This is a genomic window from Candidatus Thiothrix putei, assembly GCA_029972225.1.
In the GTDB taxonomy this organism is placed as follows: domain Bacteria; phylum Pseudomonadota; class Gammaproteobacteria; order Thiotrichales; family Thiotrichaceae; genus Thiothrix; species Thiothrix putei.
Genome location: CP124756.1, coordinates 3,779,942 through 3,803,745 on the forward strand (window position 1 = coordinate 3,779,942; position 23,804 = coordinate 3,803,745).

At 48.0% G+C, this 23,804-nt stretch carries 25 protein-coding genes; 8 read left to right on the top strand and 17 right to left on the bottom strand.

Annotation, left to right across the window (positions count from 1 at the left end; all coding sequences use genetic code 11):
• Positions 1 to 19 precede the first annotated feature (19 nt).
• The 10 genes from QJT81_19430 to QJT81_19475 form a co-directional block, all read right to left on the bottom strand.
• Positions 20 to 589, bottom strand: coding sequence for a hypothetical protein (locus QJT81_19430; protein WGZ93931.1), 570 nt, complete (start codon positions 587 to 589; stop codon positions 20 to 22).
• Positions 590 to 834: 245 nt separating this feature from the next.
• The gene (locus tag QJT81_19435) at positions 835 to 1,638 is read right to left on the bottom strand and encodes a DUF1566 domain-containing protein (protein ID WGZ93932.1); all 804 of its coding nucleotides are present in this window, start codon (positions 1,636 to 1,638) and stop codon (positions 835 to 837) included.
• Between the two features lie 172 nt (positions 1,639 to 1,810).
• Positions 1,811 to 2,608 (bottom strand): hypothetical protein, encoded by a 798-nt coding sequence (locus QJT81_19440; GenBank protein ID WGZ93933.1) that lies wholly within the window; start codon positions 2,606 to 2,608, stop codon positions 1,811 to 1,813.
• 173 nt (positions 2,609 to 2,781) lie between these two features.
• The gene (locus QJT81_19445) at positions 2,782 to 3,549 is read right to left on the bottom strand and encodes a hypothetical protein (protein ID WGZ93934.1); all 768 of its coding nucleotides are present in this window, start codon (positions 3,547 to 3,549) and stop codon (positions 2,782 to 2,784) included.
• Between the two features lie 163 nt (positions 3,550 to 3,712).
• A complete protein-coding gene (locus tag QJT81_19450; GenBank protein WGZ93935.1) occupies positions 3,713 to 4,765 on the bottom strand; it encodes an FAD:protein FMN transferase in 1,053 nt (350 codons plus the stop codon).
• Entirely contained in the window at positions 4,719 to 6,158 is a 1,440-nt protein-coding gene (locus QJT81_19455) for a dynamin family protein (GenBank protein ID WGZ93936.1), read from the bottom strand. Before QJT81_19455 ends, QJT81_19450 begins: the two co-directional genes overlap by 47 nt.
• A gap of 9 nt (positions 6,159 to 6,167) precedes the next feature.
• Entirely contained in the window at positions 6,168 to 6,989 is an 822-nt protein-coding gene (locus QJT81_19460; protein WGZ93937.1) for a hypothetical protein, read from the bottom strand.
• Positions 6,990 to 7,200: 211 nt separating this feature from the next.
• Positions 7,201 to 7,923, bottom strand: coding sequence for a hypothetical protein (locus QJT81_19465; protein WGZ93938.1), 723 nt, complete (start codon positions 7,921 to 7,923; stop codon positions 7,201 to 7,203).
• A gap of 40 nt (positions 7,924 to 7,963) precedes the next feature.
• Positions 7,964 to 8,587 carry an AAA family ATPase gene (locus QJT81_19470; GenBank protein ID WGZ93939.1) on the bottom strand — a complete coding sequence of 208 codons (624 nt, stop codon included), beginning with the start codon at positions 8,585 to 8,587 and terminating at the stop codon, positions 7,964 to 7,966.
• A gap of 70 nt (positions 8,588 to 8,657) precedes the next feature.
• Positions 8,658 to 8,903 carry a hypothetical protein gene (locus tag QJT81_19475; GenBank protein ID WGZ93940.1) on the bottom strand — a complete coding sequence of 82 codons (246 nt, stop codon included), beginning with the start codon at positions 8,901 to 8,903 and terminating at the stop codon, positions 8,658 to 8,660.
• 134 nt (positions 8,904 to 9,037) lie between these two features.
• Between QJT81_19475 and QJT81_19480 the strand changes: the two genes are divergently transcribed.
• Positions 9,038 to 9,418: a hypothetical protein gene (locus QJT81_19480; GenBank protein ID WGZ93941.1), complete on the top strand. Its 381-nt coding sequence runs from the start codon at positions 9,038 to 9,040 to the stop codon at positions 9,416 to 9,418.
• 343 nt (positions 9,419 to 9,761) lie between these two features.
• Here the strand turns inward: QJT81_19480 and QJT81_19485 are convergent, their stop codons facing one another.
• The 6 genes from QJT81_19485 to gspG all read right to left on the bottom strand — a co-directional run bounded on the left by QJT81_19485 (position 9,762) and on the right by gspG (position 16,868).
• Positions 9,762 to 13,574, bottom strand: a complete 3,813-nt coding sequence (locus tag QJT81_19485; protein WGZ93942.1) for an efflux RND transporter permease subunit — start codon at positions 13,572 to 13,574, stop codon at positions 9,762 to 9,764.
• A gap of 39 nt (positions 13,575 to 13,613) precedes the next feature.
• A complete protein-coding gene (locus tag QJT81_19490) occupies positions 13,614 to 14,759 on the bottom strand; it encodes an efflux RND transporter periplasmic adaptor subunit (GenBank protein ID WGZ93943.1) in 1,146 nt (381 codons plus the stop codon).
• Positions 14,760 to 14,929: 170 nt separating this feature from the next.
• Complete coding sequence (gspJ, locus tag QJT81_19495) at positions 14,930 to 15,553, bottom strand: type II secretion system minor pseudopilin GspJ (GenBank protein ID WGZ93944.1); 624 nt, start codon at positions 15,551 to 15,553, stop codon at positions 14,930 to 14,932.
• Positions 15,550 to 15,939: a type II secretion system minor pseudopilin GspI gene (gene gspI / locus QJT81_19500; protein ID WGZ93945.1), complete on the bottom strand. Its 390-nt coding sequence runs from the start codon at positions 15,937 to 15,939 to the stop codon at positions 15,550 to 15,552. Before gspI ends, gspJ begins: the two co-directional genes overlap by 4 nt.
• A gap of 1 nt (position 15,940) precedes the next feature.
• Positions 15,941 to 16,471 carry a GspH/FimT family pseudopilin gene (locus QJT81_19505; GenBank protein WGZ93946.1) on the bottom strand — a complete coding sequence of 177 codons (531 nt, stop codon included), beginning with the start codon at positions 16,469 to 16,471 and terminating at the stop codon, positions 15,941 to 15,943.
• Positions 16,446 to 16,868 carry a type II secretion system major pseudopilin GspG gene (gene gspG / locus QJT81_19510; protein WGZ93947.1) on the bottom strand — a complete coding sequence of 141 codons (423 nt, stop codon included), beginning with the start codon at positions 16,866 to 16,868 and terminating at the stop codon, positions 16,446 to 16,448. Before gspG ends, QJT81_19505 begins: the two co-directional genes overlap by 26 nt.
• Before the next feature lie 57 nt (positions 16,869 to 16,925).
• Between gspG and rrtA the strand changes: the two genes are divergently transcribed.
• From rrtA to QJT81_19540, 6 genes are all read left to right on the top strand, one after another.
• Positions 16,926 to 17,525: a rhombosortase gene (gene rrtA / locus QJT81_19515; GenBank protein ID WGZ93948.1), complete on the top strand. Its 600-nt coding sequence runs from the start codon at positions 16,926 to 16,928 to the stop codon at positions 17,523 to 17,525.
• Positions 17,522 to 18,214 carry a ComF family protein gene (locus QJT81_19520; protein WGZ93949.1) on the top strand — a complete coding sequence of 231 codons (693 nt, stop codon included), beginning with the start codon at positions 17,522 to 17,524 and terminating at the stop codon, positions 18,212 to 18,214. The genes rrtA and QJT81_19520 overlap by 4 nt, the downstream gene beginning before the upstream one ends.
• Before the next feature lie 31 nt (positions 18,215 to 18,245).
• Positions 18,246 to 19,112 carry a YicC family protein gene (locus QJT81_19525; protein ID WGZ93950.1) on the top strand — a complete coding sequence of 289 codons (867 nt, stop codon included), beginning with the start codon at positions 18,246 to 18,248 and terminating at the stop codon, positions 19,110 to 19,112.
• Between the two features lie 95 nt (positions 19,113 to 19,207).
• Positions 19,208 to 19,642: an Hsp20/alpha crystallin family protein gene (locus QJT81_19530; GenBank protein WGZ93951.1), complete on the top strand. Its 435-nt coding sequence runs from the start codon at positions 19,208 to 19,210 to the stop codon at positions 19,640 to 19,642.
• 83 nt (positions 19,643 to 19,725) lie between these two features.
• Positions 19,726 to 20,631, top strand: coding sequence for a DnaJ C-terminal domain-containing protein (locus tag QJT81_19535; protein ID WGZ93952.1), 906 nt, complete (start codon positions 19,726 to 19,728; stop codon positions 20,629 to 20,631).
• A 72-nt stretch (positions 20,632 to 20,703) separates the two neighbouring features.
• Complete coding sequence (locus tag QJT81_19540; protein WGZ93953.1) at positions 20,704 to 21,864, top strand: Do family serine endopeptidase; 1,161 nt, start codon at positions 20,704 to 20,706, stop codon at positions 21,862 to 21,864.
• Between the two features lie 349 nt (positions 21,865 to 22,213).
• Here QJT81_19540 and yihA read toward each other — a convergent pair whose 3' ends face one another.
• Complete coding sequence (gene yihA, locus QJT81_19545) at positions 22,214 to 22,813, bottom strand: ribosome biogenesis GTP-binding protein YihA/YsxC (protein WGZ93954.1); 600 nt, start codon at positions 22,811 to 22,813, stop codon at positions 22,214 to 22,216.
• Positions 22,814 to 23,121: 308 nt separating this feature from the next.
• On the opposite strand from yihA, the gene QJT81_19550 reads away from it, so the two are divergent.
• Positions 23,122 to 23,736, top strand: a complete 615-nt coding sequence (locus QJT81_19550) for a c-type cytochrome (protein ID WGZ93955.1) — start codon at positions 23,122 to 23,124, stop codon at positions 23,734 to 23,736.
• Positions 23,737 to 23,804 lie beyond the last annotated feature (68 nt).

The window sequence follows — 23,804 nt, forward strand, 5'->3', positions numbered from 1 at the left end:
CTGCCCCCTTAGCCCTTCCTTACCCTTTGTGATGCAATGCCTGCATGACTTTCTTATTGCGAATGTCAAGACTCACCTTGCCACCGCCTAAGTCTTTTAGCACAGCCTCATCGTTTTCACGCTGCCAAACAACACCTTTTGCCTCGACCTCATCCGGTTTACCGAATAAGTTAATGATCTTTTTCCCATGCGCGTCATACAACGCTTCATAGTTACCGGAAGTTTTCATTTGCACTTCCAGACTACACAACTGATCTTCCACAAACACCGCTTTGAAAAAACTCAGTTTCTCATCCCAGAGTTTGCCCACTTCACCGTTTACGGGGGTCGCCTTGCATTCTTCCAGCAAGTAAGCCTTACGCTTATCACCTAGCCCAGTCTTGCCCAGTTTACATTCCAGCGGTGCGCGTAAGAGAGTTTCCAGTGATTTAACTGCTTCTGCCCGCTTATCGCCCAACTTAACCGTCTCAAAACCATAACGATCAAGTGTGGCATCATCCGGGGCGGATAACATATCTTGTTCTAGCCGATCGCAGCCTGCCACGGCAAACAGGAGCAACGCTGAAAGACAGTAATGGATTATTTTCACAGTAGCCCTCATAAGCTGTGGTAAAAAATACCTCCCCGTCTGATCCGAGGAGGAAGATTGTCGGAAGAGTCCACGACCTGATACAAGATTGTCAATAACTTGCATCACCGATTATGACAAGCCATTTTGTGAAATGTTCAGCGCAATAGGAAGAAAAAAGGCAGGATAAACAAATTGTGGCGACACGAAGGCCGCCACAGAGGATGAGAGTATTGGGGATCACTCCCTACCTGATAACACGCTACTTAGTCCGCAATCAAACGAACATAGTTATAATGCGAACCATGGGTAAGGTGCTCTTCTACCAAGCCATTCTTACTGCCAAAGCTGATTGCTACACGTCTGGAAGCATCCGTAGCTACTGCTGTACTCGTCCAGTAGCCACGTGTAACCTGATTGGCTCCTGCTGGATCTTCTGCCGCAGTACTACCGAATACAGGCTTGATGTACGGCTTCTGTGTCTGCGTTGAATCAACCAAACTCATCAATTCATCTTTCGTAGGCAGACGCCATGTCGTTTTATTGCACACTTTTGCTGCATTTACTGCTGCAATATAGTCTTTTGTATCACATGTCTTAAGCGTCGTTCCATAGGCTTGGCATGGCGTACCACTGAACAAATTCGCGACCGTCGCAGCACCGGCTGCTGGGCCTTTAGCACCGCCTGTACCATCAAACCAGAAATACCCATAATCCTTATCTCGGAACGTTTCGCCACTCAGTGTTTGACCCGATGGCTCATCTGTTTTGGCTTCCCAATAACGATCAGCTCGCCCACTTTGGCTATCTTTAACACAGGCAGCAGACTCAAGACCAGGCGTTACATCACCACCATTCGCATCCAACTGGGTAAACGTTCTGGTTGCAGGGGCAGTAGTTGTAGGGTTCGTGGTTCCTGGTGCCGGACTGGGAGTAGCGGCGTTATCATTACTGGCAGAAGAACCACCGCCGCCGCCGCAAGCAGTCAGTAACGAAGCTGACAATGCAACAGCCAAGAAAAGCCCCTTGTTTGCATATAGACGGCCAGTAGATTGAGTTGTCATTTGCATAATAATTATCCTGCTCTATAAGTTGGTTATTTCATTAGTTACGCAGCCTTACGCAACAGATATATTTATAGAACAAAATAAAAAATAGTGTGATATTTATTGATACAGACGTAATATTTTTTATGATAGATGGGCAACAGGGGGAAAAACCTCCCCCCCTGAGTGTAGATTATTACTTACAAATCAGGCGTACATGTCCAGCCAATGTAGGCGCAGCTGGAGGAGCCATACCCTCATCAGATACATTGTTGAATGGAGTTCCCGCTGGAATAACTTTAGAGTAATCAACCTGCTGATCATCAGTGGAATTGAACCATAAGGCACTCGGAATTGCCTCAGGGAAGAAAGCAGCAGGGGGGGCATAATTTGTCGTCGTCGTTGATAACTTCGCATTCCCGTCAGGTTGTGGGAAAGCCGCTGTCGGAAGCGCCAAATAGATTAACTCCGTATGGGAAGGAAGACTGCAAGTCCTCGCGCCACAAGGTTTAGTCGCTGAAGCATTCACGGCTATTGCATAAGCCTCAGGCGAACAAGTTGTAAGAGTACCACCACAAGTAACACCAGATGCGCCATCCTTAGCATAAGACCAATCTTTGTCACGCAAGAGACCGTCATCGGTTTTGACTTCCCAGAAATTCTTCAGCAACGTGTCTTCCACACATGACCAAGAGGTTGCTGAATCATCCAGCATAGCCCCGGTACTGTCATATTTACAGAAACGGGCAGTTAGTTTAGTTGTATCATCTTTTGCCGCGCATTTGGGCGCTGTAGTAGTAGGTGTTGTTATACCGCCGCCAGTGCCGTCACTTGGCGTTGTGCCTGTCGGAGACGTACCTTGTTGCGCAACGCCAGTGCTGCAATCACCATCACAGTCACACGCACTTAATAAAGAAGCACATAACACCATGGCCAAAACCAAGCCACCTTTTTTAATTGCTGGGCGTTCTTTGGGTGAGAAAATTTCTGACATAGCTATTATCCTAATAAATCTTAAGCAACGAAATTCTAGCCTATACGCTTTATGGCTAAATGTTTTATAGCACAGCTCAAGAAAATTGAAGGCACATTTTTAACGCAAATACTCCAAGCAACTGTTTTAAAAACATTAACAGTGCAGCAACAAGCCCTGCTAAGGTCAGAGATCTACTCACAAATCAAGCGAGTATGGCAAGTCGCGCCCGCATCGACAACGGGAGCCATGTATAACGTAAAAGCATCTGCCCGTGTGTTTGCTGGAATACTGACACCATATATCACTTGTCTGGAGCCAACATCCTTAATAGTGTCAGTACAATAGCTTCCACCATCCAGATGATCTGGGAAGAATTTTTTGTCAGGTAAATAGGTCTGCTCACGTTCAGTCAGTTTACCCGCCTCCGAAGGTAACAATGCTGTTGGCATAGCCAGATCAATCAACTCGGAATGAGTGGGAATTCGACAAACTTTAGTCGTACCACAAGGGCGTGGTTCCGATAGTGCAGCATTCACCGCATCAACGTAAGCCGCTGGTGTACAAGCTCCCAAGAACCCGCCACAATCCACACCCGTTGTACCGGTCAACGCATAACTCCAAAGGTTATACCGCGCACTACTGGCCTCAAGGCTTTTCACCTCCCAAAACTTTTTGGTCGCCGTATCTTCCACACATGACCAGTTTTCAGCGAGGTCATCTAATCTAACACCCGTATTGTCGTACTTACAAAAGCGCCCCGTGCACGTTTGTGGTTGAGCCTCTTCTTGTTGAGCTCCCCCACCACCAGCAGGTAACGGCGTAGATGTTAATGGTACTGTTGAACCAATATTACAATCACCATCACAAGCCGTCATTAAAACACCGCATAACGCAGCGATCACGATGACACTAGGCATTTTTACTAGACGTATCAACTGAAATGGATTTTTTTTGAACATAAAGCCCCCGCTAACCAATAAATTTCAACAATAAATTAATTGAAATATTTATAGCACAACGTTACTAGCTAATCATTAAAAATTAGCGCTCAAAAATATATCTCATCTAAATTTACGGGAAAATACCTTAAACAAGGTTTTATCATTATTTTTATATATGCATTTATTTTTTTAATACATATTGCATTCCCTTAGTTGCATAGACCTTAAATCCGTCATGCACTCGCCAGATAAAATAGGCATGAATGTTATAATTATCAGCAAAATCCTTGCCTTTTTCTTCACCTAAAGCCATCAGCAACGTCGCATACGCATCCGCACGGGTCGCATCGGCAGCCAATACCAACACAGAGGCAAGATTGTGTGTAACTGGCGCTCCGGTAACAGGATTCACCGTATGTGAATAACGTTTACCCTCTTTCATAAAGAAATTACGGTAATCGCCCGATGTCGCCAAACCGGCATCTTGCAGAGAAATGCCTTGTTGGATAGCCCGCCGCTCTTCCTGAGGTTTTTCAATCGCAATGCGCCAAGCATCACCTCGCGGACTGAGGCCACGGGTACGAACCTCTCCTGCAATTTCCACCATGTAGTCGCGGATCCCCAATGACTCCAAATACAAACCTACCTGATCAGCAGCAAAACCATCGGCGACCGAAGCCAGCTCTACTTGCACGTCTGCCTGTGATTTGCGCAGAGCTGCTGGATCAAACCGCACCTGAAGTTTCTGATAACCAACCCGTGCAAGTGCGGTATCAATATCCGTCTGGGTCGGAATTTGGGCTTTCTCTGACTCATGTGAACCAAAGCCCCATAAACGAACCAGTGGCCCGACGGTCACATCGTATGCACCTTCACTTTGCTTGCTAATGTTTAAAGTAAGATCAACCAGTTGTGCCAATTCTGGCTCCACCGGAAACCAGTCCGTACCCTGATAACGGTTGAATTGCGAGAGAACGGAGGTTTGATCCCACGTTGCCAGTAACTGATTGGTTTTAGAAAAGGTTTTAGCCAAACCATCCCTGAGTGCAGCCTCATTGAGGTCTGGGGAAGGCGCAGTAAGTGTGACATGCCACAAAGCAGTACCTTGCATACCCTCGATATGCCATGCAGCGCTGCGTTGCTCACAAGCGCTGAGCAACGACAATAACAACCAGAGGCAAAACGCCTTAAGCAGATTTGGCTTTATCACCGGATGGACTGGTAAAGCGGTCATTCAAATGCTGAACAAAACGGTCAGTGGCATGACGAATAGCATCCAAACGACCACGTGTCCGGCGGCTCCACCCCGCAGGTGAATTCTGAAAAATGCTGCGCCAAAACTTGGTACTTTTCAAAAAAGCAGCCGACAAGTTACCATAGGATTCCGACTTACTCAGCGTAGCAGCCAGCCGCTTTGCCAAACGATTACGAATCAGGTAGTGCAAGCCCAACGCCAATCCCACGACAACCGCAAGTACGGCTAATGTCGCCCATAGATTACCAGCAAAAGCCGCTAACCACGGTGGGTTGAATAACAACCCCTCCCAATAACCAAACTCAATACTCATCGCCACCAATGCAACCGCCAGCAAGCCAAAAACCAAAGCATCTGCTGCCAGCACTTGCTTTTTCCAACGCTGTAATGCCTCACGAATACGCGGCACAGCTTGCTGCTCTATCTCGTTGGCCTGCGACTCCATTGCCCCCACAATACGATAAACACGCTCGATGTTTACCCCATCAACTCGGCTCATGATCCGCTGGTAATCTGCATCACGTTTCGCCACGTAACGTGCCCATACATTTTCATTGGCTACCGGCACTGCCAACTTGTCATTGAACAAAATGTGGAAACTACCGGCCGACAATCCTTGTTGTACCAATGCCTTTTGCCAAGCCGATACAATATCTTCGAGGTTATCTTCACGGGCGGAAGTATCAATCTGATTGAGGATAAACAAGAACTTACTACTGTCATTACGGCGTAATGCACCTTTGACCAAATGCTCCAGTGTATCCTGCATCGCCCCCGGCTCTGGATGACGGGCATCAAAAAACACCATCACCAAGTCGGATAATTCAATGATATGGTCAGTAATCCGCAACGTTGCTTTACGCTGTTCATCAGCATCAAATCCCGGCGAATCAATTAAAATTTTACCGCGAATCTTTTCACTAGGGGCAACCTTCATCTGGAGATAATTATCAATTTTTGCCCCCTCACCCTTGGAGACATGTTCAATCTCTTCGCTGATTTGGTAGAAAGGAAAACGTGGGTCGCCATCCAATGCCAAACCCGGCAACGTGCGCACATGTCCATCCGGGCTGAAGGTAATTACCGTAAAACGATCATCAACCGCCTGATTACCGGTACGTTGTAAATCCATACCTAAAAAAGTGTTGATGAAACTGGATTTGCCCGCTGAGAACGTCCCCAGAATTGAGATCATCGGCCACCACGAAATCTGGGTAGCATACGATTCTCCACCACTCAACAAACCAAGCTTTTGCGCAATGGCATCTAGTTCACGATACTGATTGACTGCTTCAACCAAAACCGGATTCTCGCGTTTAAGATGTTCCTGCAACCGTTTAAGGCGTTGCTCCATTCGCTTGGCTGGTGTCATGTCTATCCTTTAATTACTTAGGGAGGCGAGGCTATCACCTTCTATTGTCACCGAACTGTGTCCATCTTTCGCTGTTGCCGAATCAGTCGGCGAAGGCTCAACGACAGGACTCCCTCCAATCGGTGGCGGTACACTGGTTGCTGCTGGTTGCACCGGCGTAGCAACTGTGGGTATTTCAGGCTGTATAGGTTGTTGCAATTGTGGTTGAACCGCTACAGATGTTCCTTGAGGGGCAACGTTTTGAGGCACTGCATAGTAATTATAGTAAGGCGTGGCAACGGCGGGAGGGGGAACAACATACGGTGAAGTCGTGTCGTTACCAAATGGGCTAAATTTATTAAACATTTTCATTGGGCCGGAGATGTTTTTATTCATACTCCACATATCACGTTGCATATTGTACGTGGAAACAGCCATATTTTGGGTTGAAGCATCCATCTGCTTCATGTTCCCGGCCATATCTTGAGTGCTACTGTTCATATCCACAATATTGTGGGTCATTTCACCCACCGATTGTGTCATGTTCGTCATATGAAGCGTCATGGTATCGAAATTATCCGCCATCCGATTCATATTGGAGTCAACCGTTTGGTTCATGCTAGAAATGGTTTCAGTCAGTTTATGCACGTCGGTGGTAAGCGACTGAACTAAATAAAAGCCATAAGCCGAAAGAATGATGAACGCCACCATTGCAGGATAGACAATCATCTGCAAAGTACGAGTGACATTAACCTGTCGCTCCTCAAAATCCTGCAACTCATCCTCAACATGGTGTAACTCATTTTTAATGTCGTTGACACCTGACTCTGAGGATTTCTCATTCGTATTCATACTTGGCTCCTGATTTCCCGACGCGTCTCTATCTCTCTAGATAACAGATCGGCTACTGTGAATGCGTATCACGCTTCATCCCATGCGTTCTACATTAATTTGTCTCCTGAACATCCTTTGGAATCTATTTTATTCTTTTACTCGTAATCTAGCAGTAGAGACAGGTCAAGTTATTGCATACTTAAACCTGCCTCTCCGCTGCTGACCTGCTTTATTTTTTCAGCGCAGCATCAATTTGCTTCGCAAGATCAGGGTTTACCATATCCACATACAACTTCATGTTTAATGCTTCGGTAACACGACCTTGCTCAGCAAGTTTAGGAGCCACCTCTGCAAACAACGTAGCCGCTTGTTGAGCATTACCTTGCTTCCAATAAACGTTTGCCAATTCGCCTTTGTATTCTAAGGAATCGGGCGTTTGTTTGAGCAGGTCATTATACAAACCAACGGCTCTATCCAGTTCGTTAGCCCAGTAAGCTTCACGGGCAGCACGTAACATATCAGCAGAGGCAACAACCTGAGCAGTAGCTGCGGTTTGAGTCGCAGCCTGCGGCTCTGCAACTGGCGCGGCTTGTTGAGTAGCTACCTCAGCAGGCGCAGCAGCTTGTGGCTCTGCAACTGGCGCGGTTTGTTGAGTAGCTACTACCTCAGCAGCCGCAGCAGCCTGTGGTTCTGCAACTGGCGCGGCTTGTTGAGTAACTACCTCAGCAGGCGCAGCAACAGCTTGTGGTTCTGCAACTGGCGCGGTTTGTTGAGCAACTACCGCAGTTTGATTGTGCTCAACAGCAGACGGCTGCTCATGAGCCGTCGCTGCGACTTCGTTACCGTGTTCACCTTGCTTACTACCCATGCTGAAATTTAACAGAATGGCAATAATAGCCAGCAACCAAGCTAGCAAAATTGGATGTTTCATTAACCAACGAAAAATATGCATCTGAATCTCCTTAAAACCCCAGATTTATTAAAAATAATGTTTATACAGGATACAAAGCACGTCCCAATGCATCCAGTTCTAATGCCGCTTTGGAACGCGGCTCCATTTCAAATACCGCCAAACCTTCACTAAAGGAACGTCGGTAAGTTGTGCGCATATACAGACGCTGTTCTAGCAAGCGGATGCCGGGAAGCATTTGCATGGCTTCAGCAGCCTCTGACGTTTCACGTACTGCGTGATGGGTATCTGCTCTGTTGATAACACCTAATAGTTCAACATCGCGTCCCTTACGGACATCCCCAATCATTTTCAGAAAACGCTGGGTCGACCAAATATCTGCTTGGCTTGGCGCAACAGGGATGACAATACGGTCAGCCTTGCTGATTGCCACTTCAACCGCAGCCATGTCAGCCAAGCCCATATCCACCAAAATTTCAGATTTACTGTCTGCCGCACCTAAATCACTGACAGAGGTTAATGGCACAATAGCAGGCAAAAATCCCTCTTCCTGACGAATCTCAAAAGCATCAGCACTCGTTCCTTGAGGGTCAAGATCGTACACCACCACATGTTTATTGTGACGGGTCGCCACCCACAACGCTAGGTTAAACGTTATGGTACTCTTGCCAGTTCCTCCTTTGAGGTTGCCAATCAGCGTAATCATCTAAGACTCACTTAACTCTAAGTTTGCACGAAACCCGCCCTCACGGACGGGCTAACGGTATGCGCTGTTATTACTGTGCAGGTGGTTGCTGTGGTGGCACTGGCATTTGAGCAACACCGTGACCACGCTCCATCGGCATAGGGTAACCACCTTGCGGCATGTATTGCTGCATTTCTGGTGCTCGTTGCCCCTGCGCGGGAGGCATCATATTAGGCGCAGGAGGCATCCCATTACCAGCACCATTGCCGTAACCCGGCACTCCTTGCGGCATAGGGATAGCATACAAGTAATAGTAAGCTGCTGGCGGCTGAGGCATTGGTGGCGGAGTCGGAGCTGCTGGTACTTCAGGAGCAACTTTAGTTTCAGCCGCTGCCGGTTGAGCCGGAGCTGCTGGTACTTCTGGAATGGCTGGAGCAGCGGGTACAGCAGGTTGCTCTGGAACGGCTGGCTGTGCGGGAACAGCAGGTTGCTCTGGAACAGCTGGAGCAGCGGGTTGTGCAGGAGCTTGCTGCGCTGCTTCAGTGGCAGAAGCTGCTGCGGGCATACCAACAGGAGCAGTTGGTGCTGCCGGAGCTTCTGGAGCCTTTGTTTCTGGCGCAGTTGGTGCTGCCGGAGCTTCTGGAGCCTTTGTTTCTGGCGCAGTTGGTGCTGCCGGAGCTTCTGGAGCCTTTGTTTCTGGCGCAGTTGGTGCTGCCGGAGCTTCTGGAGCCTTTGTTTCTGGCGCAGTTGGTGCTGCCGGAGCTTCTGGAGCCTTTGTTTCTGGCGCAGTTGGTGCTGCCGGAGCCGTTGCCTCTGGAGCTGCGGGAACTTCGGGTGTTTTCAATTCAGTAGCGGCTGGAGCAGCAATAGCTGCATCTGCAACAGGAGCCGAAGGGGCTACAGGTACTTCTGGCTGTGCAGGGGCAGCAGGTACGACAGGGGCTGCCGGAGCCGCCGGAAGCTCTGGTGCTTTAGGAGCGGCTGGAGCCACAGGTGCAGCAAGTGCTCCTGCTACACCTACCATTTGCTCAGAACCTTCTGTTACAAATGGGCCTGGCGGCGGCGGCGGTAATTCTGCACCTTCAGCCCATACATTCGCACTCAACAACATTACAGCAGCAGATGTTGCAGCCGTTGCAACGGCTGATGCCATGCGCTTTTTGTTAAATATAGTCATGCTAGTCTTCCTTCCAGATTAAATATCCGTCTTAAGTTTTATGCCCCGTCTACCGGAGGATTTCTTTCGCTCTTGGGAGTCACCAGAACCCAAGGGCATCTCATCTTGTTGTTGCTTACTGTCGGCGGTATCTGTCTCCGGCTTTACAGCCTCGACAACATCAATAGATTGTTCTTGTACTGCATCATCATCAACCGTCGCCGCAACAACCGCTGGCGCTGTAGTTGCTGTAACAGTCTCAGGCATCACACTAACTGTTTTACCTTCACCCGCTTGTTTAGCAACTGAGGCTATTGCTTGCTTTTTAGACTGTTGACGTAACGCTTGCTGTTTTGCCGTTTCACGATTTTTGCGTTTTTGTAATAACTTACGTAGAGCTGCAAATATACCGATGATACCTGCCACCAAACCACCTAACAACGACACTAAGTACATACCAATGTAAACCACCGTATCTTTAGCGATTGTTCCAACACTTTTACTAGATGTTTCAGTGTGCGCTCCACTACTTCCATGAGCACCGACAGCAGCATGTGCACCCGAAGAACCGCCACCTCCATTACTACCGGGAGCCCCCCCCAATGAATCACCCGCGCTAATACAACCCAATGGAATGATCAACAAAGTCAGTAAGGTCGCGACAGCACCACCGAAAATAAGCGACACGGCCATGCCTTGGAAAATGGGGTCGGATAAAATAACCATCGAACCACCAAACAAGGCCAGTGCGGTAATAATGATAGGGCGAGTCCGTGCTTCACAAGAACGAATGACCGCTTCCAGCACCGTTTCACCACTTAGGACTGCCTCACGCGCAAAGTCTACTAATAGAATAGAGTTACGCACGATAATCCCAGCCAAAGCGATGAAACCAATCATGGATGTTGCTGTGAATTCTGCATCCATCAACCAATGTCCCGGCACAATACCAATCAAGGTCAGCGGAATCGGAGCCATGATAATGGCAGGCAAGGTGAAGTTACCAAACTGCGCCACAATCAACATATAAATCAACACCAACGCTGCGGCAAAGGCGATACCCATATCCCGGAACGTTTCCCATGTAACCGTCCATTCCCCGCCCCATTCAAAGGCTGATTTGCGCTCCACATCTTGTGGTGACTTTAACCAATATGCTTCGTCTAATAACAGCGTACCGTCGGGTGAACGATACCCTTCTCCGTTATTAAACTCTGCCAGTAAGGTTTCAACTTGTCCTTGACCGTACACGGGGGCAGCCAAACGCCCTACCGTTTCGGCGGTAACATATTCCACCGCACGCAAATCTTTACGGTAAATCGGCTTATCTTGCTTATCGAATACGAATGTACCGAGTTCATGCAATGGAACAAATTGCCCAATTTGGTTAGTCACCGGTAATTGCGACAAACGGTAAATCTGGGAACGCGCACTCAATGGCACTTGCATCACAATGCGTGTCGGATCAATCAGAGCATTTTTCTTAATATCCCCAAGAATGAAACCACCCATCGCCATTTCCAAGGTACGATTGACACTTTCTGCAGTGATTCCATTTCGTTGTGCTTTATCAGAATCAACCATGAAACGTAGGATCTCATGATCCTCTTCCATCAGGTTGTCCACATCATCCAAGTTTTCCGCTTGCTCGAACAACTTGGTCAAATCAGCAGCGACTTGTCGACGAGTATTAGCATCAGGCCCATACACTTCAGCTACAACAGACTGCAATACAGGCGGGCCTGGTGGCATTTCAACCACTTGCAACTTCCCCCCCGTACCTTTCAGCATAGGCTGCAACAAAGCACGCGCCTCTACCGCAATCTCGTGACTGGTGCGTTTACGGTCATGTTTATCCGTCAATTGCACTTGAATATCAGCCTGCCAGGATTGTTGACGCAGGTAATAATGGCGAACCAAACCGTTGAAGTTAAACGGTGACGCAGTACCCGCATAAGTTTGCAGCGCCGTCACCTCCGGTATTTCTTTCAACTTAGTCGCCATGGTATGCATGAGGTTAGCCGTGACAGGCAATGCAGTACCTTCTGGCATATTAATAACGACATTGAATTCTGGCTTATTATCCAAAGGCAACATTTTCACCCGTACCGATTTGAGCGGGTAAAACAACAACATGAATGCGAAGAACACCACAATAATGGCAAGCAGGAAAGCGTAACCTTTTTTCTTATCCGTTACCAACGGCACAATCATGCCACGGAACAACTTCTCCATCCGGGCTGCTTGTTTGTGTTCCTTTTCAGCCGCATCGTGCAGACTCTTCAATGAAGGTTTGAAACGGTTCGTTAACCATGGCGTAAAGGCGAATGCCGCAAATAACGAGATGACCATTGCCACCGACCCCAAGACGGGAATTGGTAACATATAAGGTCCCATCATGCCACTGACAAACCCCATGGGTAACAGTGCCGCAATAACCGTACCCGTTGCCAGAATGGTCGGGTTGCCCACCTCGCGCACCGCATCCACAGCAGTTTCAACATCTGTATTTTCAATCAACAACCAACGGCGGTAAATATTTTCCACCACCACAATGGCATCATCCACCAAAATCCCGATGGAGAAAATCAAGGCAAATAAACTTACCCGGTCAATGGTCATGCCCATAAGCCAAGCTGCAAAAACCGTGGTAGTAATAACGGCGGGAATAACGATCAATACAACCCCTGCTGCCCGCAAGCCGAGGAAGAACCATACCAACACAGTTACGATACCCGTTGCCACAAACAACTTAAAGATCAGTTCATTGACCTTTGCCTTAGCAGTTTCACCGTAATTACGGGTTATCTCAACATTAACATTATCAGGAATAATTCGCCCTTTAAGGCCGTCAAGTTTTGCTAACACAGCAGAGGCAACATCCACCCCATTGGTGCCATGCTTTTTCGCAATTGCCAAAGTCACTGCTGGGGCATTGTCAGCCTTCTCCTCAGCCTCACCAATGGCAGAACCCGTATAATAACCAACCGAACGCCCTGCATCGCTTGGCTCTTCCGTCACTGTTGCCACATCCCGCACATAAACGGGTCGTCCCTCAATGACTGCCACCATTAAACGCTTAACATCTTCAGCAGAACTGAGGAACGCGCCGCTGTATACTTTAAACACACGCTCATTGGGTTCAACCGAACCGGTATTACGCTCAGAGTTTGCCATACGGATAGCATTAGCCACTTGATCAAGTGACACCCCAAAAGTCGCCAAGCGCTCTGGCAGAATTTCCACCTTCAACTCTTCATGCCGACCGTCGACAATGAAACTCTGGCTAGTGTTTTCCACTTCACGCAGGCTTTGCAGCACATCCAACGCGACTAAGCGCAAATTAGCATCATCTACCTGATTCGACCACAAAGTCAGCGTCACCAACGGCACATCATCTGCACCTTTGGGCTTTACCATGGGTTCTTGCACCCCGATAGGAATACGATCCTTGTTAGACGCCAGCTTGTCATAGAGCTTGACTAGCGAAGACTCCAGCTCCTCTCCCACAATGAACTGCACGGTCACCATGGAATGTTCACGAGCGGAATAAGAGTAAACGTGGTCGACACCCGTCATTTCCGACATGATACTTTCTAGTGGACGGGAAATGAGATTCTCAACTTCTTGCGCCGACGCACCGGGGTAACGCACAAAAATATCCACCATCGGCACAGAAATCTGTGGGTCTTCCTGACGTGGCGTTACCCACATCCCTAACACACCCACTGCAAAAAAAGCCAACAGTAGCAATAATGAGAGTGGGGAGGTGATGAAGGCTTTAGCCATAGCACCCGCCATACCCAAATTATGCTGGGGCTGACTGGATGCGTTGTGCGGCGAATCATTCATAATTACTTACATTCCTAGCAGGGAAAATCACATTCATCTTTATTCTGCATGGGGCATCCAGCCAGATGAGGCAGTAGCAGGAGGTTTATCAATCACCCGCTCATCTGCACTCAAACCAGAAACCACTTCTACTTTGCCATCTTCTTGTTCAGCGCCCAGTCTAACCAAGCGTAATTCGGAGGTATTATCATTTTTTACCACTAGCACACTCGGAAGGCTGCGCCCTTTGAGCAATGCAGTTTTAGGGATCACCACAACTTTAGCATCACCGGCTTTACCCTCTGGCAAATAGACTTCGGCATACATGCCAGGAGCAGCTACCGAATCCACCGGCAAATCGAATTTAACCGTTACCGTATGGCGACTCGGATCAGCCACAGGATAAATTTGTGAAACCTTCACCATTATCGTGGTTTTACTGTCAATTTTAGCAGGAACCAACATTCCTTCGCTCAAATTACTCACCAAACCGGAAGGCACATCCGCCTGTAAGCGTTTGTACTTAACATAACCAAACTTAATTAACGGCTGACCGGGTTGTACCGTATCACCAGCCTCAACCATTTTTTCCAATACAATACCATCAAAAGGAGCAATGGATTTAGCATCACGCAAACCTGCATCAATTTCCTGCAACTGCGACATCGCCTGCTGTAAATTACTTTGTGCTTGCGAAACCCCCGTTGCACTACTCATCAGATCAGAATAACGCCCCATGTCAGAGTCATAATTACCCATCATAGAGTCAGCAAACGGCCGAACCATCGCCATATCAAACATAGCGGGTAATCCAAAACCCGGCATCGTACCAATATCTTTACTACGCGGAGAAATCATCTCGCGGGTATATTGTGCTTGAGCGTTTTGTAACGCCGCTTGTGCGATAGAAATTTGCGCAAATACCGCATTGCGTTTCGCCACCAATTGAGATTCATCAATACGAACAATCACATCACCTTGCTTAAAACTCGAACCTGCCTCGCCAGCAACTAATTTGACTGCCCCAGGAACTTGGGCAGACAATGTTACCTCTCTGTATGGGATAACCGTACTTCCCAATACAGAGCGAGACAATGAAGTGACAGTTTCTACACGCACGATCTCAGCCGCCTGCACTACAGCAGGTAGCCAGCCGATAATGCCAAGCACTAGCAGCAATCTCAGTGTATTTGTTCTTATACTCATCGGCGGTCAGGTTTCCTCAAAGCGGCATGATCTCAAAGGCACGCAAGAGGAATGTCCCGACTGCAACCAGTGCACTCGCTCCTCTCCATCCCCTCTCAACAATCTAGGCAGAACTATATCGTTTAAACTCCCTGAATTCCAGTCGCCCACCAATGAATATTAGCAATCTCTTATAAATATATACCAAAAACGCGCCTAAGCACACCAAAGCGTTTGTGCCGCAAAGAAAACTCGACTGCCATCAATGTCGCCCGCTCTTTAGGCAACTCATCCTTAAACTCACCACCCCGCACAGACAAAAAACGAAAACGCGGCTCACCTTCCAGTCCCTCTAATAAAGTCAGGGACACCGGTGTCGCCCCTTCAACATGGTCAACCAAGTTCCATGTCTGCCGCAGCAGCTTACCGTCTTCAAGTACGTAACGAACCCGCTGCAAACCACTACGCATTTGCCCCGAAGCACGCAATTGCCAGGCCACATCAGGATGACCACCGCGTGTAAACTCAAGCAACGCACCCAAATCTTCAGGCTTAACAATACTGCTATTAGCAAGACCAACATCCTGCCCAATCCCCCCGGCACTCTGCGGGCGCAACAAAGCCAGTTGACGCATATCCCGTTCGACAAACACCATCGCCCGCTGTAATTGCTGCAATTCAACTTGCGGCTGCTCAACCTGACGCCCCGCATCCAGCAACACATTAACAGACTGATACGCCAACGTAATCAGCAAGGAAAAAATAGCCAGCGAAATCATCAACTCAACCAAGGTAAAACCACGGATACGCCTCATTGCCCCTGACTCCGCATCTTTGGCTGGGGATTAGCCACATAAGCCACCTCAACCGCGAGAATTTGCTGTGCCTGCCCCTCACGAAACACACTAACTTTCACTTTACGTAAATCAGGGTCAGGCGTCGCTAAAATTTCCTGCTGCCATTGCCAAGCCCCCTCCCCCATTTCAGCTACCCCCTCAGACTTACCTGTTGCAGGAAAGCCTTTGCCTGTTTGCACCGCCGCAATTTGATTAAAAGCCACCCAACGTGCCAACGTAGTGTCTTTCATACGGTTATAGCTAGCAAAATCACCGCTACTGGTTTCCACACTGACCGAGATCACCAACCCCAGTAACAGCAACGCAAACATGATTTCGATTAAGTTAAAACCTTGCTGGCGCATTTCAACCAGCCTCCGTGGCTAAATCCACTAAGCGACCTACATTATCGAACTGAACAACACCCTCTCGCTGCGCGTTATCCCGCAAATGCCATTCAAACGGCATCATCTCACCCGTCGGCAAAATAAAAACCTGTGGGCGGATTTTGTCATTATCCGGCAAGCTAACCGCTTGCCCTTGCAGATACAGCACCTGCTCATAACTCCCTCGCCAAGTGTAGGCTTGCAACAAACCATCTTTATCAATCGGTTCCCATTGAAGCTGGTCGTTCTGGGCAAAAAAAGCATAGCCATTTTCCCCAAAACCCAATGCCAATGCCTGTGAACGCACAATACTTTCATCTTGAGCCATTTGCACACGCTCACGCAAACGCGTCACTTCTTCATTCAGCGGATCAGACACCGACAAATTCAACATCGAACCCGCTAACGCATATAAAATGCCGATCACCATAATAACGATCATCATTTCCAGCAGGGAAAATCCCTGCTGGCGGGTTTGCCTGCACTTATAACTGCCAGCTACCCACATCATCTTCTGTACCTTCACGTTTATCCGGCCCAATACTATAAACGTCGATTTCACCGCCACGAGTGCCCGGATTCAGGTAACGGTAGTCATTACCCCAAGGGTCTTTAGGCAAATCTTTCATGTACTGACGCCAACGCGGTGCATTACCCGGATTCGTCACCAACGCACCCAACGCGCCAGATGGTGGGAAAACACCATTATCCGCACGGTACATTTCCAGTTTAATTTTCAAATCACCGACTTCTTTTTTTGCTTTCAGGTTTTGTGCATCCCCCATAACATTCAGGTTACTGAACACCAATCCCAACAAAATGCCGATGATCACAATCACGATCATCAACTCCGTTAAGGAAAAACCTACCTGACTTGGCTTACCCCGCCCCGCCTTACTGATACTCATGCCCTTTAGTCCTCATAAACAAGATTTCGTAGTTGCGATTCTGGCATACTGTTTACCATGTTGCACACTTTAGACATCAGTAAACCCACCCGACAATGCGTCAACACCTGCATTATTGCCATCATTTTCACGGTGTTGCTGCCATTATTACAGTTTTTTCATGACGAATTACTGTACCACCGCCATTGGATTGTCGCCGGAGAATACTGGCGTATCTGGTCAGGTAGCTTAGTGCACACTAATTTTTGGCATTTAGCGCTCAATCTTGCAGGCTTATGGCTATTGGCTTTTATTGCACCACTGCCATTCAGCAAAAGTATTCAGCTTATACAGATCGCTTTTTTAACGAGCTGTGTAGGAGCAGGTTTGTGGTGGCTCAACCCCGAATGGGTTTGGTATGCAGGCTTTTCGGGTACGCTTTACGGTCTATTCATGCTCGGCGGCATTCACCTACTGCAACAACGAGACTGGCTGATGGCAGCTCTCATCCTGCTTGGCTTAGGTGGCAAAACTGTGTGGGACTGGTGGTCAGGGGGAGAATCAGCCTCTGCCAGCCTAATCGAAGCACCTGTTATTTACGCTGCTCACCTTTATGGCATGGCAGGCAGTCTATTGCTGAGCATACCAACATTACTTAGCAACCTAAGCAAACGATGAATTACGCACAGCAACTGTGGCAAACATTAAGCCATAGCCTTACCCCTTATTGTGCCTTTTGCTGTGAGCAACGTCTTCCTAACTACCCACTCTGCGAACACTGCCATGCGGATTTGCCCTGGCTATTACCGGAACAGAACGTGCCCTTACCCGGCTGCATTAACAGTCTCAGTGCATTTGCTTACCAACCACCGATTAGCAACCTGTTACTCGGCATCAAATTTGGTAAGAATCTGCGCGAAATCGCCACGCTAGGTGAATTAACCGCCACAGGCATTTTGGCACAATTAACAACAAGTCCCGAGGCCATTCTCCCCGTACCATTGCACACAGCAAGACTACACAAACGCGGTTTTAATCAAGCCCTAGAACTCGCTCGCCCGTTAGCCAAGCAACTGAATATCCCACTGTTGAATCACGCGATTACACGCAGCAAATTCACCTTACCCCAAACAGAACTGGACTCCAGCCAACGTCAACGCAATGTACACGCGGCCTTCCAGTTACAATCGCCACTCACCTACCGACACATTGCCATTTTCGATGACGTCATCACCACAGGCTCAACTGCCCGCGAACTGGCCTCTTTATTGCTGGCACAGGGTATTGAACAGGTTGACATCTGGTCATGCGCCCGTGCCATCTTACGGCAAAAGCATGAACTCACGCCCCAAATCGACTACCATTAACATTAACCAAGATAAACGGAAACCAATACCCATGATTCGCAGCATGACGGCTTTTTCTCACCGCGAACTGACTATTGAGCACGGCACGCTCCAATGGGAAGCCCGCACAGTCAACCACCGCTACCTCGACATCAGTTTACGTCTGCCAGAAGAGTTTCGCAGTCAAGAAAACAGTTTCCGGGACATTATCCAAGGCAGTCTCAAACGTGGCAAATTTGAAGCCAGCCTACGCTTTACCCCGACAACTGGAAATACCAGCGAAATCCACATCAACGAACCACTCGCTCGCGCCCTGATTATTGCCTGCCGCCAGTTAGAAACCATCACTAACAACCCCGAACCCCTCAAAGCAGTAGACATATTGCGCTGGCCTGGCGTTACTCAAGACGCCACCCCGGACAAAGACGTCCTCACAGCTCATGCTAAAGCCTTGCTGCAAGACACCTTAGATGACTTGCTGGAAATGCGTGAACGTGAAGGCAAACGCCTCGCCGATTTCATTTACCAGCGTCTCGACCAAATTGCTGAGATTACCGTGCGTATCCGCAAGCACCGCCCCAGCATCATCTCAGCCCAACGTGAAAAAATCCTCAGTCGCATTGAAGAACTCAAAATATCACCGGATTACAACCGAATCGAACAAGAACTCGTCATCCTTGCCCAACGACTAGACGTAGAGGAGGAACTCGACCGTCTTATGGCGCATTTGGACGAAATCAACGCCGTACTAGAACGCGATGAGCCAGTCGGGCGACGCCTAGATTTCCTAATGCAAGAACTTAACCGAGAGGCTAACACCCTTTCCTCAAAGTCCAACGATTCCGACACGACTCAAGCGGCAGTTGACCTCAAAGTCATGATCGAACAAATGCGCGAGCAAGTACAAAATATCGAGTAAGGCCAAAAAATACATAAAAAAACCTCTTGAATCCCGATGCCGCACCTCCATATTCGCGTTAAGTTAATGAAACCATTCACAATGGAGGTTAAACCATGAACATGACACGTTATGAACCTTGGTCAGTATTAAACCAATTGCAACGCGAAATGGACAGCCTGCTGCGTCGTGATTCAGACACCACCAGCCCAGTCAGCGACTGGACACCAGCGGTAGACATTCGTGAAACGGCAGATGCCTGGTTAATCCACACCGATATTCCGGGTGTTAAAGTGGAAGACATTGAAATACACATGGAAAATGGCGTATTGTCCATCAGCGGTAAACGTGAACTGGATAACACGGAAGAAAAAGAAGGTTACAAGCGCGTTGAGCGGGTGCGAGGGCGCTTTCATCGCCGCTTCAGCCTGCCGGATACGGCTAACGGTGATAAAATCACGGCCAAGTGCAACAATGGGGTGCTGGATATTACCATTCCCAAACAAGAAAAGGTTTTGCCCCGCAAAATTGAGGTACAAATCGAATCTTAATAGGCTCAGATAAAGACATACTTCGTCAGAAAACGCCGCCTATGCGGCGTTTTTTGTCGTAGACTCTGCGACAGAGGTATTAGATGGAATACAAAGACTATTACAAAACTTTAGGCGTTGAACGCAATGCGGATCAGGATAGCATCAAAAAAGCGTTCCGGCGCATGGCAGCTAAATATCACCCTGATCGCAATCAGGACAAGGGCGCGGAAGCACGCTTCAAAGAAATTAATGAAGCTAACGAAGTCTTGAGTGACCCAAGCAAACGCGCCCGTTATGACCAACTGGGCGCAGATTGGCGTGCGGGTCAGAATTTCAAACCGCCACCCAACTGGGGCAATAGCTCTCAGTTTGATGCCTCGTTTTTTGAAGACATTGCCCGGCGCGGATTCAACCATCAACAATCCGCCTCTGGATTCAGTGATTTTTTTGAAGGTTTATTTGGTGGTTCCCGACGCCCGGCCAATGGCACTGCCAACACCTCTCATGCTGCACAGTCTGCTTCTACTTTAGAAATTGATATAGAAGACATCTACCGGGGACTAAAAACCATTCGGCTACCAACGGGAGACAACGTACAAATACGCATTCCCCCAGATATATCGGATGACAAAAGAATCCGTATTCCCGGTAAAGGCTCACATGGCTCGGATGTTTACCTGAAAGTAAGGCTTAAGGAGCACCCCCTGTATCGACGCGAAGGTAGCCACATCTACCTCGACTTACCCATTACTCCTTGGGAAGCCGCGCTAGGAGAGACCATCACCGTAAAAACCCTAGCAGGCAAAATCAGTCTAAAAATCCCCCCCGGCTCCCAATCAGGCAGAAAAATGCGCTTAAAGGGACGTGGCATTGCAGGGCAGGAAACAGGGGACTTGTATATCGTACTGCAAGTTCATACACCTCCTGCTGATACAGCAGAGCAAAAAGAGTATTATGCCAAAATGAAAACGCTGTTCACGTGGAACCCCCGACAGCACATAAGTTGACAAGGAACCTTATCCACGGATAACTGTCTGAAAACATTGAACACCCCATACCGAGAACAGTAGAATATGGTTATGCTTCCCATCACACGCAAGATAGTTTTATTAGCAGCGTTTGTATTGCCCATTGCCTCGCCCAATGCTGTCTTTGCTGCATTGCCAACAGAAATCAATGGGCAAGCACTTCCTTCTCTGGCAACGATGTTAGAGAAAATTACACCTGCTGTTGTCAATATTGCCACGGAAGGACGCCAGCCAATTAATGACTCGCTACTCAATGACCCCTTTTTCAAGCGTTTTTTTGGCGATGCCCCGCCCGGCGAACGGCGGATTAATGGTACTGGCTCAGGGGTCATTATTCATGCTCAACGTGGGCACATTTTAACAAATTCTCATGTTATCGAGAATGCTGATGCTATCCACATTACCTTAAAAGACGGGCGCAAGTATTTGGCAGAAGTCGTTGGTATCGACCCCCGTGCTGATTTAGCGGTATTACAAATCCCGGCAGAACGCTTAACTGACATGCGTTTTGGTGATTCAGATCGTTTGCGCGTCGGGGACTTCGTAGTCGCGATAGGCAACCCTTACAGCATTGGTCAAACAGTAACATCCGGCATTATTAGTGCGCTACACCGTAATCCCGGCATCAGTGAATACGAGAATTTTATTCAAACTGACGCCCCCATCAACTTAGGTAACTCAGGTGGTCCTCTCGTTAATTTAAATGGCGAGTTGATCGGTATAAATACAGCAATACTGGGGGATCAAGGCGGTGGTAATTTAGGTATTGGCTTTGCTGTCCCCATCAACACTGCTGCGGGTGTTATCACACAGATTATCCAGTACGGAAGTGTTGAACGTGGTCAACTAGGCGTCGAAGTACAAGATATTGATGCCGAAATGGCACGTAACTTTGGCATGAAACCCAATGAGGGGGCGATTATCAACCAAATTCTCCCCGGGTCTCCTGCTGAAAAAGCCGGTATTGAGGCAGGTGACATCATCACACGGTTAAACAGTAGAAATGTTCAAAGCGCTGTTGATGTTAAAAACATCATAGGTGATTTACGGGTAGGCTCAGAAGTACATATGACATTGTTGCGGGGAGGGCGTCCTAGGAACATAACTGTCATCATTGCCCCGTCAACGCTGGAAAGATCAGCAATCCCAAGGCACACTGAGAATCTTCAGAGCGCCGCTAATAAGCCGTTCTGGGAGAAAGGTTTACGCTAAACTATATAACTTGGCAGCTCCCAAAAGAGAGCAGGCTTATCATATAAGACGCCAAGACCATTAAAGTATTTTATTTTTACAATACTTAGAAATGCGTTACTATTCGAAACAGATACTTCAAAAATATTTTTGATTTTATGAAAAGTTTCCGTGAAGTATCAAGAAATACACTAGGTGATGCTTAAGCCCGGCATCAGTATTTCTTGTTTACGGACACAGGTTTGGTGTCCCCAATCCAGACCTGTTCGTTAAACCCCGGCTTTTTAGACCCCCTGTTTGGCCGGGGTTCCTTTTTCCTACAGGAAGAAGGATACCCTTAACGAAATGAACTCTTCCTGAATAAGCACCGTTAAATATCCTTGCCCAACCATTTATCCAGAATACCCCAGCATTCGTCCAGCCCTTGCTTGTTAAGTGCAGAAAATGTTTGTACTGAAGCTATGCCGTAATCAGCCAAAGCCTTGCGTACTTGTAACAGCACATTCATCCCCGCACCGCGAGTTAATTTATCTGACTTATTCAGCAACACATGCACCGGCAACATTCTGTTGCGTGCCCAACGCAACATCGCCTGATCGTAATCCGTCATTGGATGTCGAATATCCATCACCAACACCATTCCGCGTAAGGTATTCCGCTGCGTCAAATACGACTCGATGAATTTCTGCCATTCCAACTTAACCACTTCCGGTACTTTTGCATAACCGTAACCGGGCAAATCCACCAAAAAATGGGTATCCGGTAACTGAAAAAAGTTAATTAACTGGGTTCTACCTGGCGTTTTACTGGTTCTCGCCAATGACTTCTGCGAGCATACCCGATTGATTACACTTGATTTTCCCGCATTGGAACGCCCAGCAAAAGCAATCTCCAAACCACTTTCTGCTGGCAGGGTCTTACGAGTGGTCGCACTTTGTAGAAAAGTTGCTTGTTGGTAATAGTGATTCATAATGTTAGCGTTCTCTAATATTTTTTGCGGAATACAAGCAGAATATGTTGTACAATCCATTCGTTTTTTTCAGAATACCTTTCCCGTTACCGCGAAAGGGTGACACTGGAAAAGCTGTAGAGCGTGTGGATTATGGTATGCCTGCGTCAGGGTGGGTGCAGATTAAGATGCACTTGGTATGATTGCAAGTAATTGCCGCAACCGCGAGAAGACGGTTAGGCAACGCATCACATTCAGTGAACATGGGGAGTCACCGAGTGTCATGCAAAAATATGACAGATTTTGTAGATATTAGGAGCACTTCGATTATGAAAAAAGTACTCATGCTTGTACTGAGTGGCTTAGCTGTTAGCATCGCTGCCTCTGCTTCGGCAGAAGGTGGCAATGCTGAAGCGGGCAAAACCAAATCCGCGACTTGTGCAGCCTGCCACGGTGCAGACGGCAACAGCGTTAACCCTGAATGGCCCAAATTGGCAGGTCAACACCCAAGCTATATCTTGAAGCAGTTAATGAATTTCAAGAATGATGAGCGTGTTAACCCATCCATGACCCCAATGGCTAAACCATTGAGCGATGCAGACATGGCTGACCTGGCGGCTTACTTCTCCTCTCAAGTAGCAAAAGCAGGCGAAGCAGACCAAACCAAAGTCGCGTTAGGTGAGCAGATTTACAAAGGTGGCAACAATGCCACTGGCGTTGCTGCTTGCGCCGCTTGCCACGGCCCTAACGGGGCAGGCAACCCTGCTGCTAATTTCCCGGCAATCAGCGGTCAACATGTCGCTTACACCAAGCTTCAATTAAATGCTTTCCGCAAAGGTGAACGTGCTAATGATGCTGGCAAAATGATGCGCAACATCGCCGCAGGCATGACTGATGCTGAAATCGAAGCCGTTGCTGAGTATATTGCTGGCTTACAGAAGTGATATTACCATTCGGTAATGCTTTGCTGTAAAACGGGGGGTGGCTTTTGCCACCCTTTGTTGTTTTAATG

Excerpts from the sequence above, each read along its gene's own strand:
- QJT81_19535 (WGZ93952.1), top strand. The coding sequence starts at position 19,726 with ATGGAATACAAAGACTATTACAAAACTTTAGGCGTTGAACGCAATGCG.
- gspJ (WGZ93944.1), bottom strand. The coding sequence starts at position 15,553 with ATGAGGCGTATCCGTGGTTTTACCTTGGTTGAGTTGATGATTTCGCTG.
- QJT81_19455 (WGZ93936.1), bottom strand. The coding sequence starts at position 6,158 with ATGACACCAGCCAAGCGAATGGAGCAACGCCTTAAACGGTTGCAGGAA.
- QJT81_19530 (WGZ93951.1), top strand. The coding sequence starts at position 19,208 with ATGAACATGACACGTTATGAACCTTGGTCAGTATTAAACCAATTGCAA.
- QJT81_19450 (WGZ93935.1), bottom strand. The coding sequence starts at position 4,765 with ATGACCGCTTTACCAGTCCATCCGGTGATAAAGCCAAATCTGCTTAAG.
- QJT81_19525 (WGZ93950.1), top strand. The coding sequence starts at position 18,246 with ATGATTCGCAGCATGACGGCTTTTTCTCACCGCGAACTGACTATTGAG.
- QJT81_19550 (WGZ93955.1), top strand. The coding sequence starts at position 23,122 with ATGAAAAAAGTACTCATGCTTGTACTGAGTGGCTTAGCTGTTAGCATC.
- QJT81_19465 (WGZ93938.1), bottom strand. The coding sequence starts at position 7,923 with ATGCATATTTTTCGTTGGTTAATGAAACATCCAATTTTGCTAGCTTGG.
- rrtA (WGZ93948.1), top strand. The coding sequence starts at position 16,926 with ATGTTGCACACTTTAGACATCAGTAAACCCACCCGACAATGCGTCAAC.
- gspG (WGZ93947.1), bottom strand. The coding sequence starts at position 16,868 with ATGAGTATCAGTAAGGCGGGGCGGGGTAAGCCAAGTCAGGTAGGTTTT.
- QJT81_19440 (WGZ93933.1), bottom strand. The coding sequence starts at position 2,608 with ATGTCAGAAATTTTCTCACCCAAAGAACGCCCAGCAATTAAAAAAGGT.
- QJT81_19435 (WGZ93932.1), bottom strand. The coding sequence starts at position 1,638 with ATGCAAATGACAACTCAATCTACTGGCCGTCTATATGCAAACAAGGGG.
- yihA (WGZ93954.1), bottom strand. The coding sequence starts at position 22,813 with ATGAATCACTATTACCAACAAGCAACTTTTCTACAAAGTGCGACCACT.
- QJT81_19470 (WGZ93939.1), bottom strand. The coding sequence starts at position 8,587 with ATGATTACGCTGATTGGCAACCTCAAAGGAGGAACTGGCAAGAGTACC.
- QJT81_19485 (WGZ93942.1), bottom strand. The coding sequence starts at position 13,574 with ATGAATGATTCGCCGCACAACGCATCCAGTCAGCCCCAGCATAATTTG.
- gspI (WGZ93945.1), bottom strand. The coding sequence starts at position 15,939 with ATGCGCCAGCAAGGTTTTAACTTAATCGAAATCATGTTTGCGTTGCTG.
- QJT81_19475 (WGZ93940.1), bottom strand. The coding sequence starts at position 8,903 with ATGCCTCAGCCGCCAGCAGCTTACTATTACTTGTATGCTATCCCTATG.
- QJT81_19505 (WGZ93946.1), bottom strand. The coding sequence starts at position 16,471 with ATGATGTGGGTAGCTGGCAGTTATAAGTGCAGGCAAACCCGCCAGCAG.
- QJT81_19540 (WGZ93953.1), top strand. The coding sequence starts at position 20,704 with ATGCTTCCCATCACACGCAAGATAGTTTTATTAGCAGCGTTTGTATTG.
- QJT81_19460 (WGZ93937.1), bottom strand. The coding sequence starts at position 6,989 with ATGAATACGAATGAGAAATCCTCAGAGTCAGGTGTCAACGACATTAAA.
- QJT81_19445 (WGZ93934.1), bottom strand. The coding sequence starts at position 3,549 with ATGTTCAAAAAAAATCCATTTCAGTTGATACGTCTAGTAAAAATGCCT.
- QJT81_19490 (WGZ93943.1), bottom strand. The coding sequence starts at position 14,759 with ATGAGTATAAGAACAAATACACTGAGATTGCTGCTAGTGCTTGGCATT.
- QJT81_19520 (WGZ93949.1), top strand. The coding sequence starts at position 17,522 with ATGAATTACGCACAGCAACTGTGGCAAACATTAAGCCATAGCCTTACC.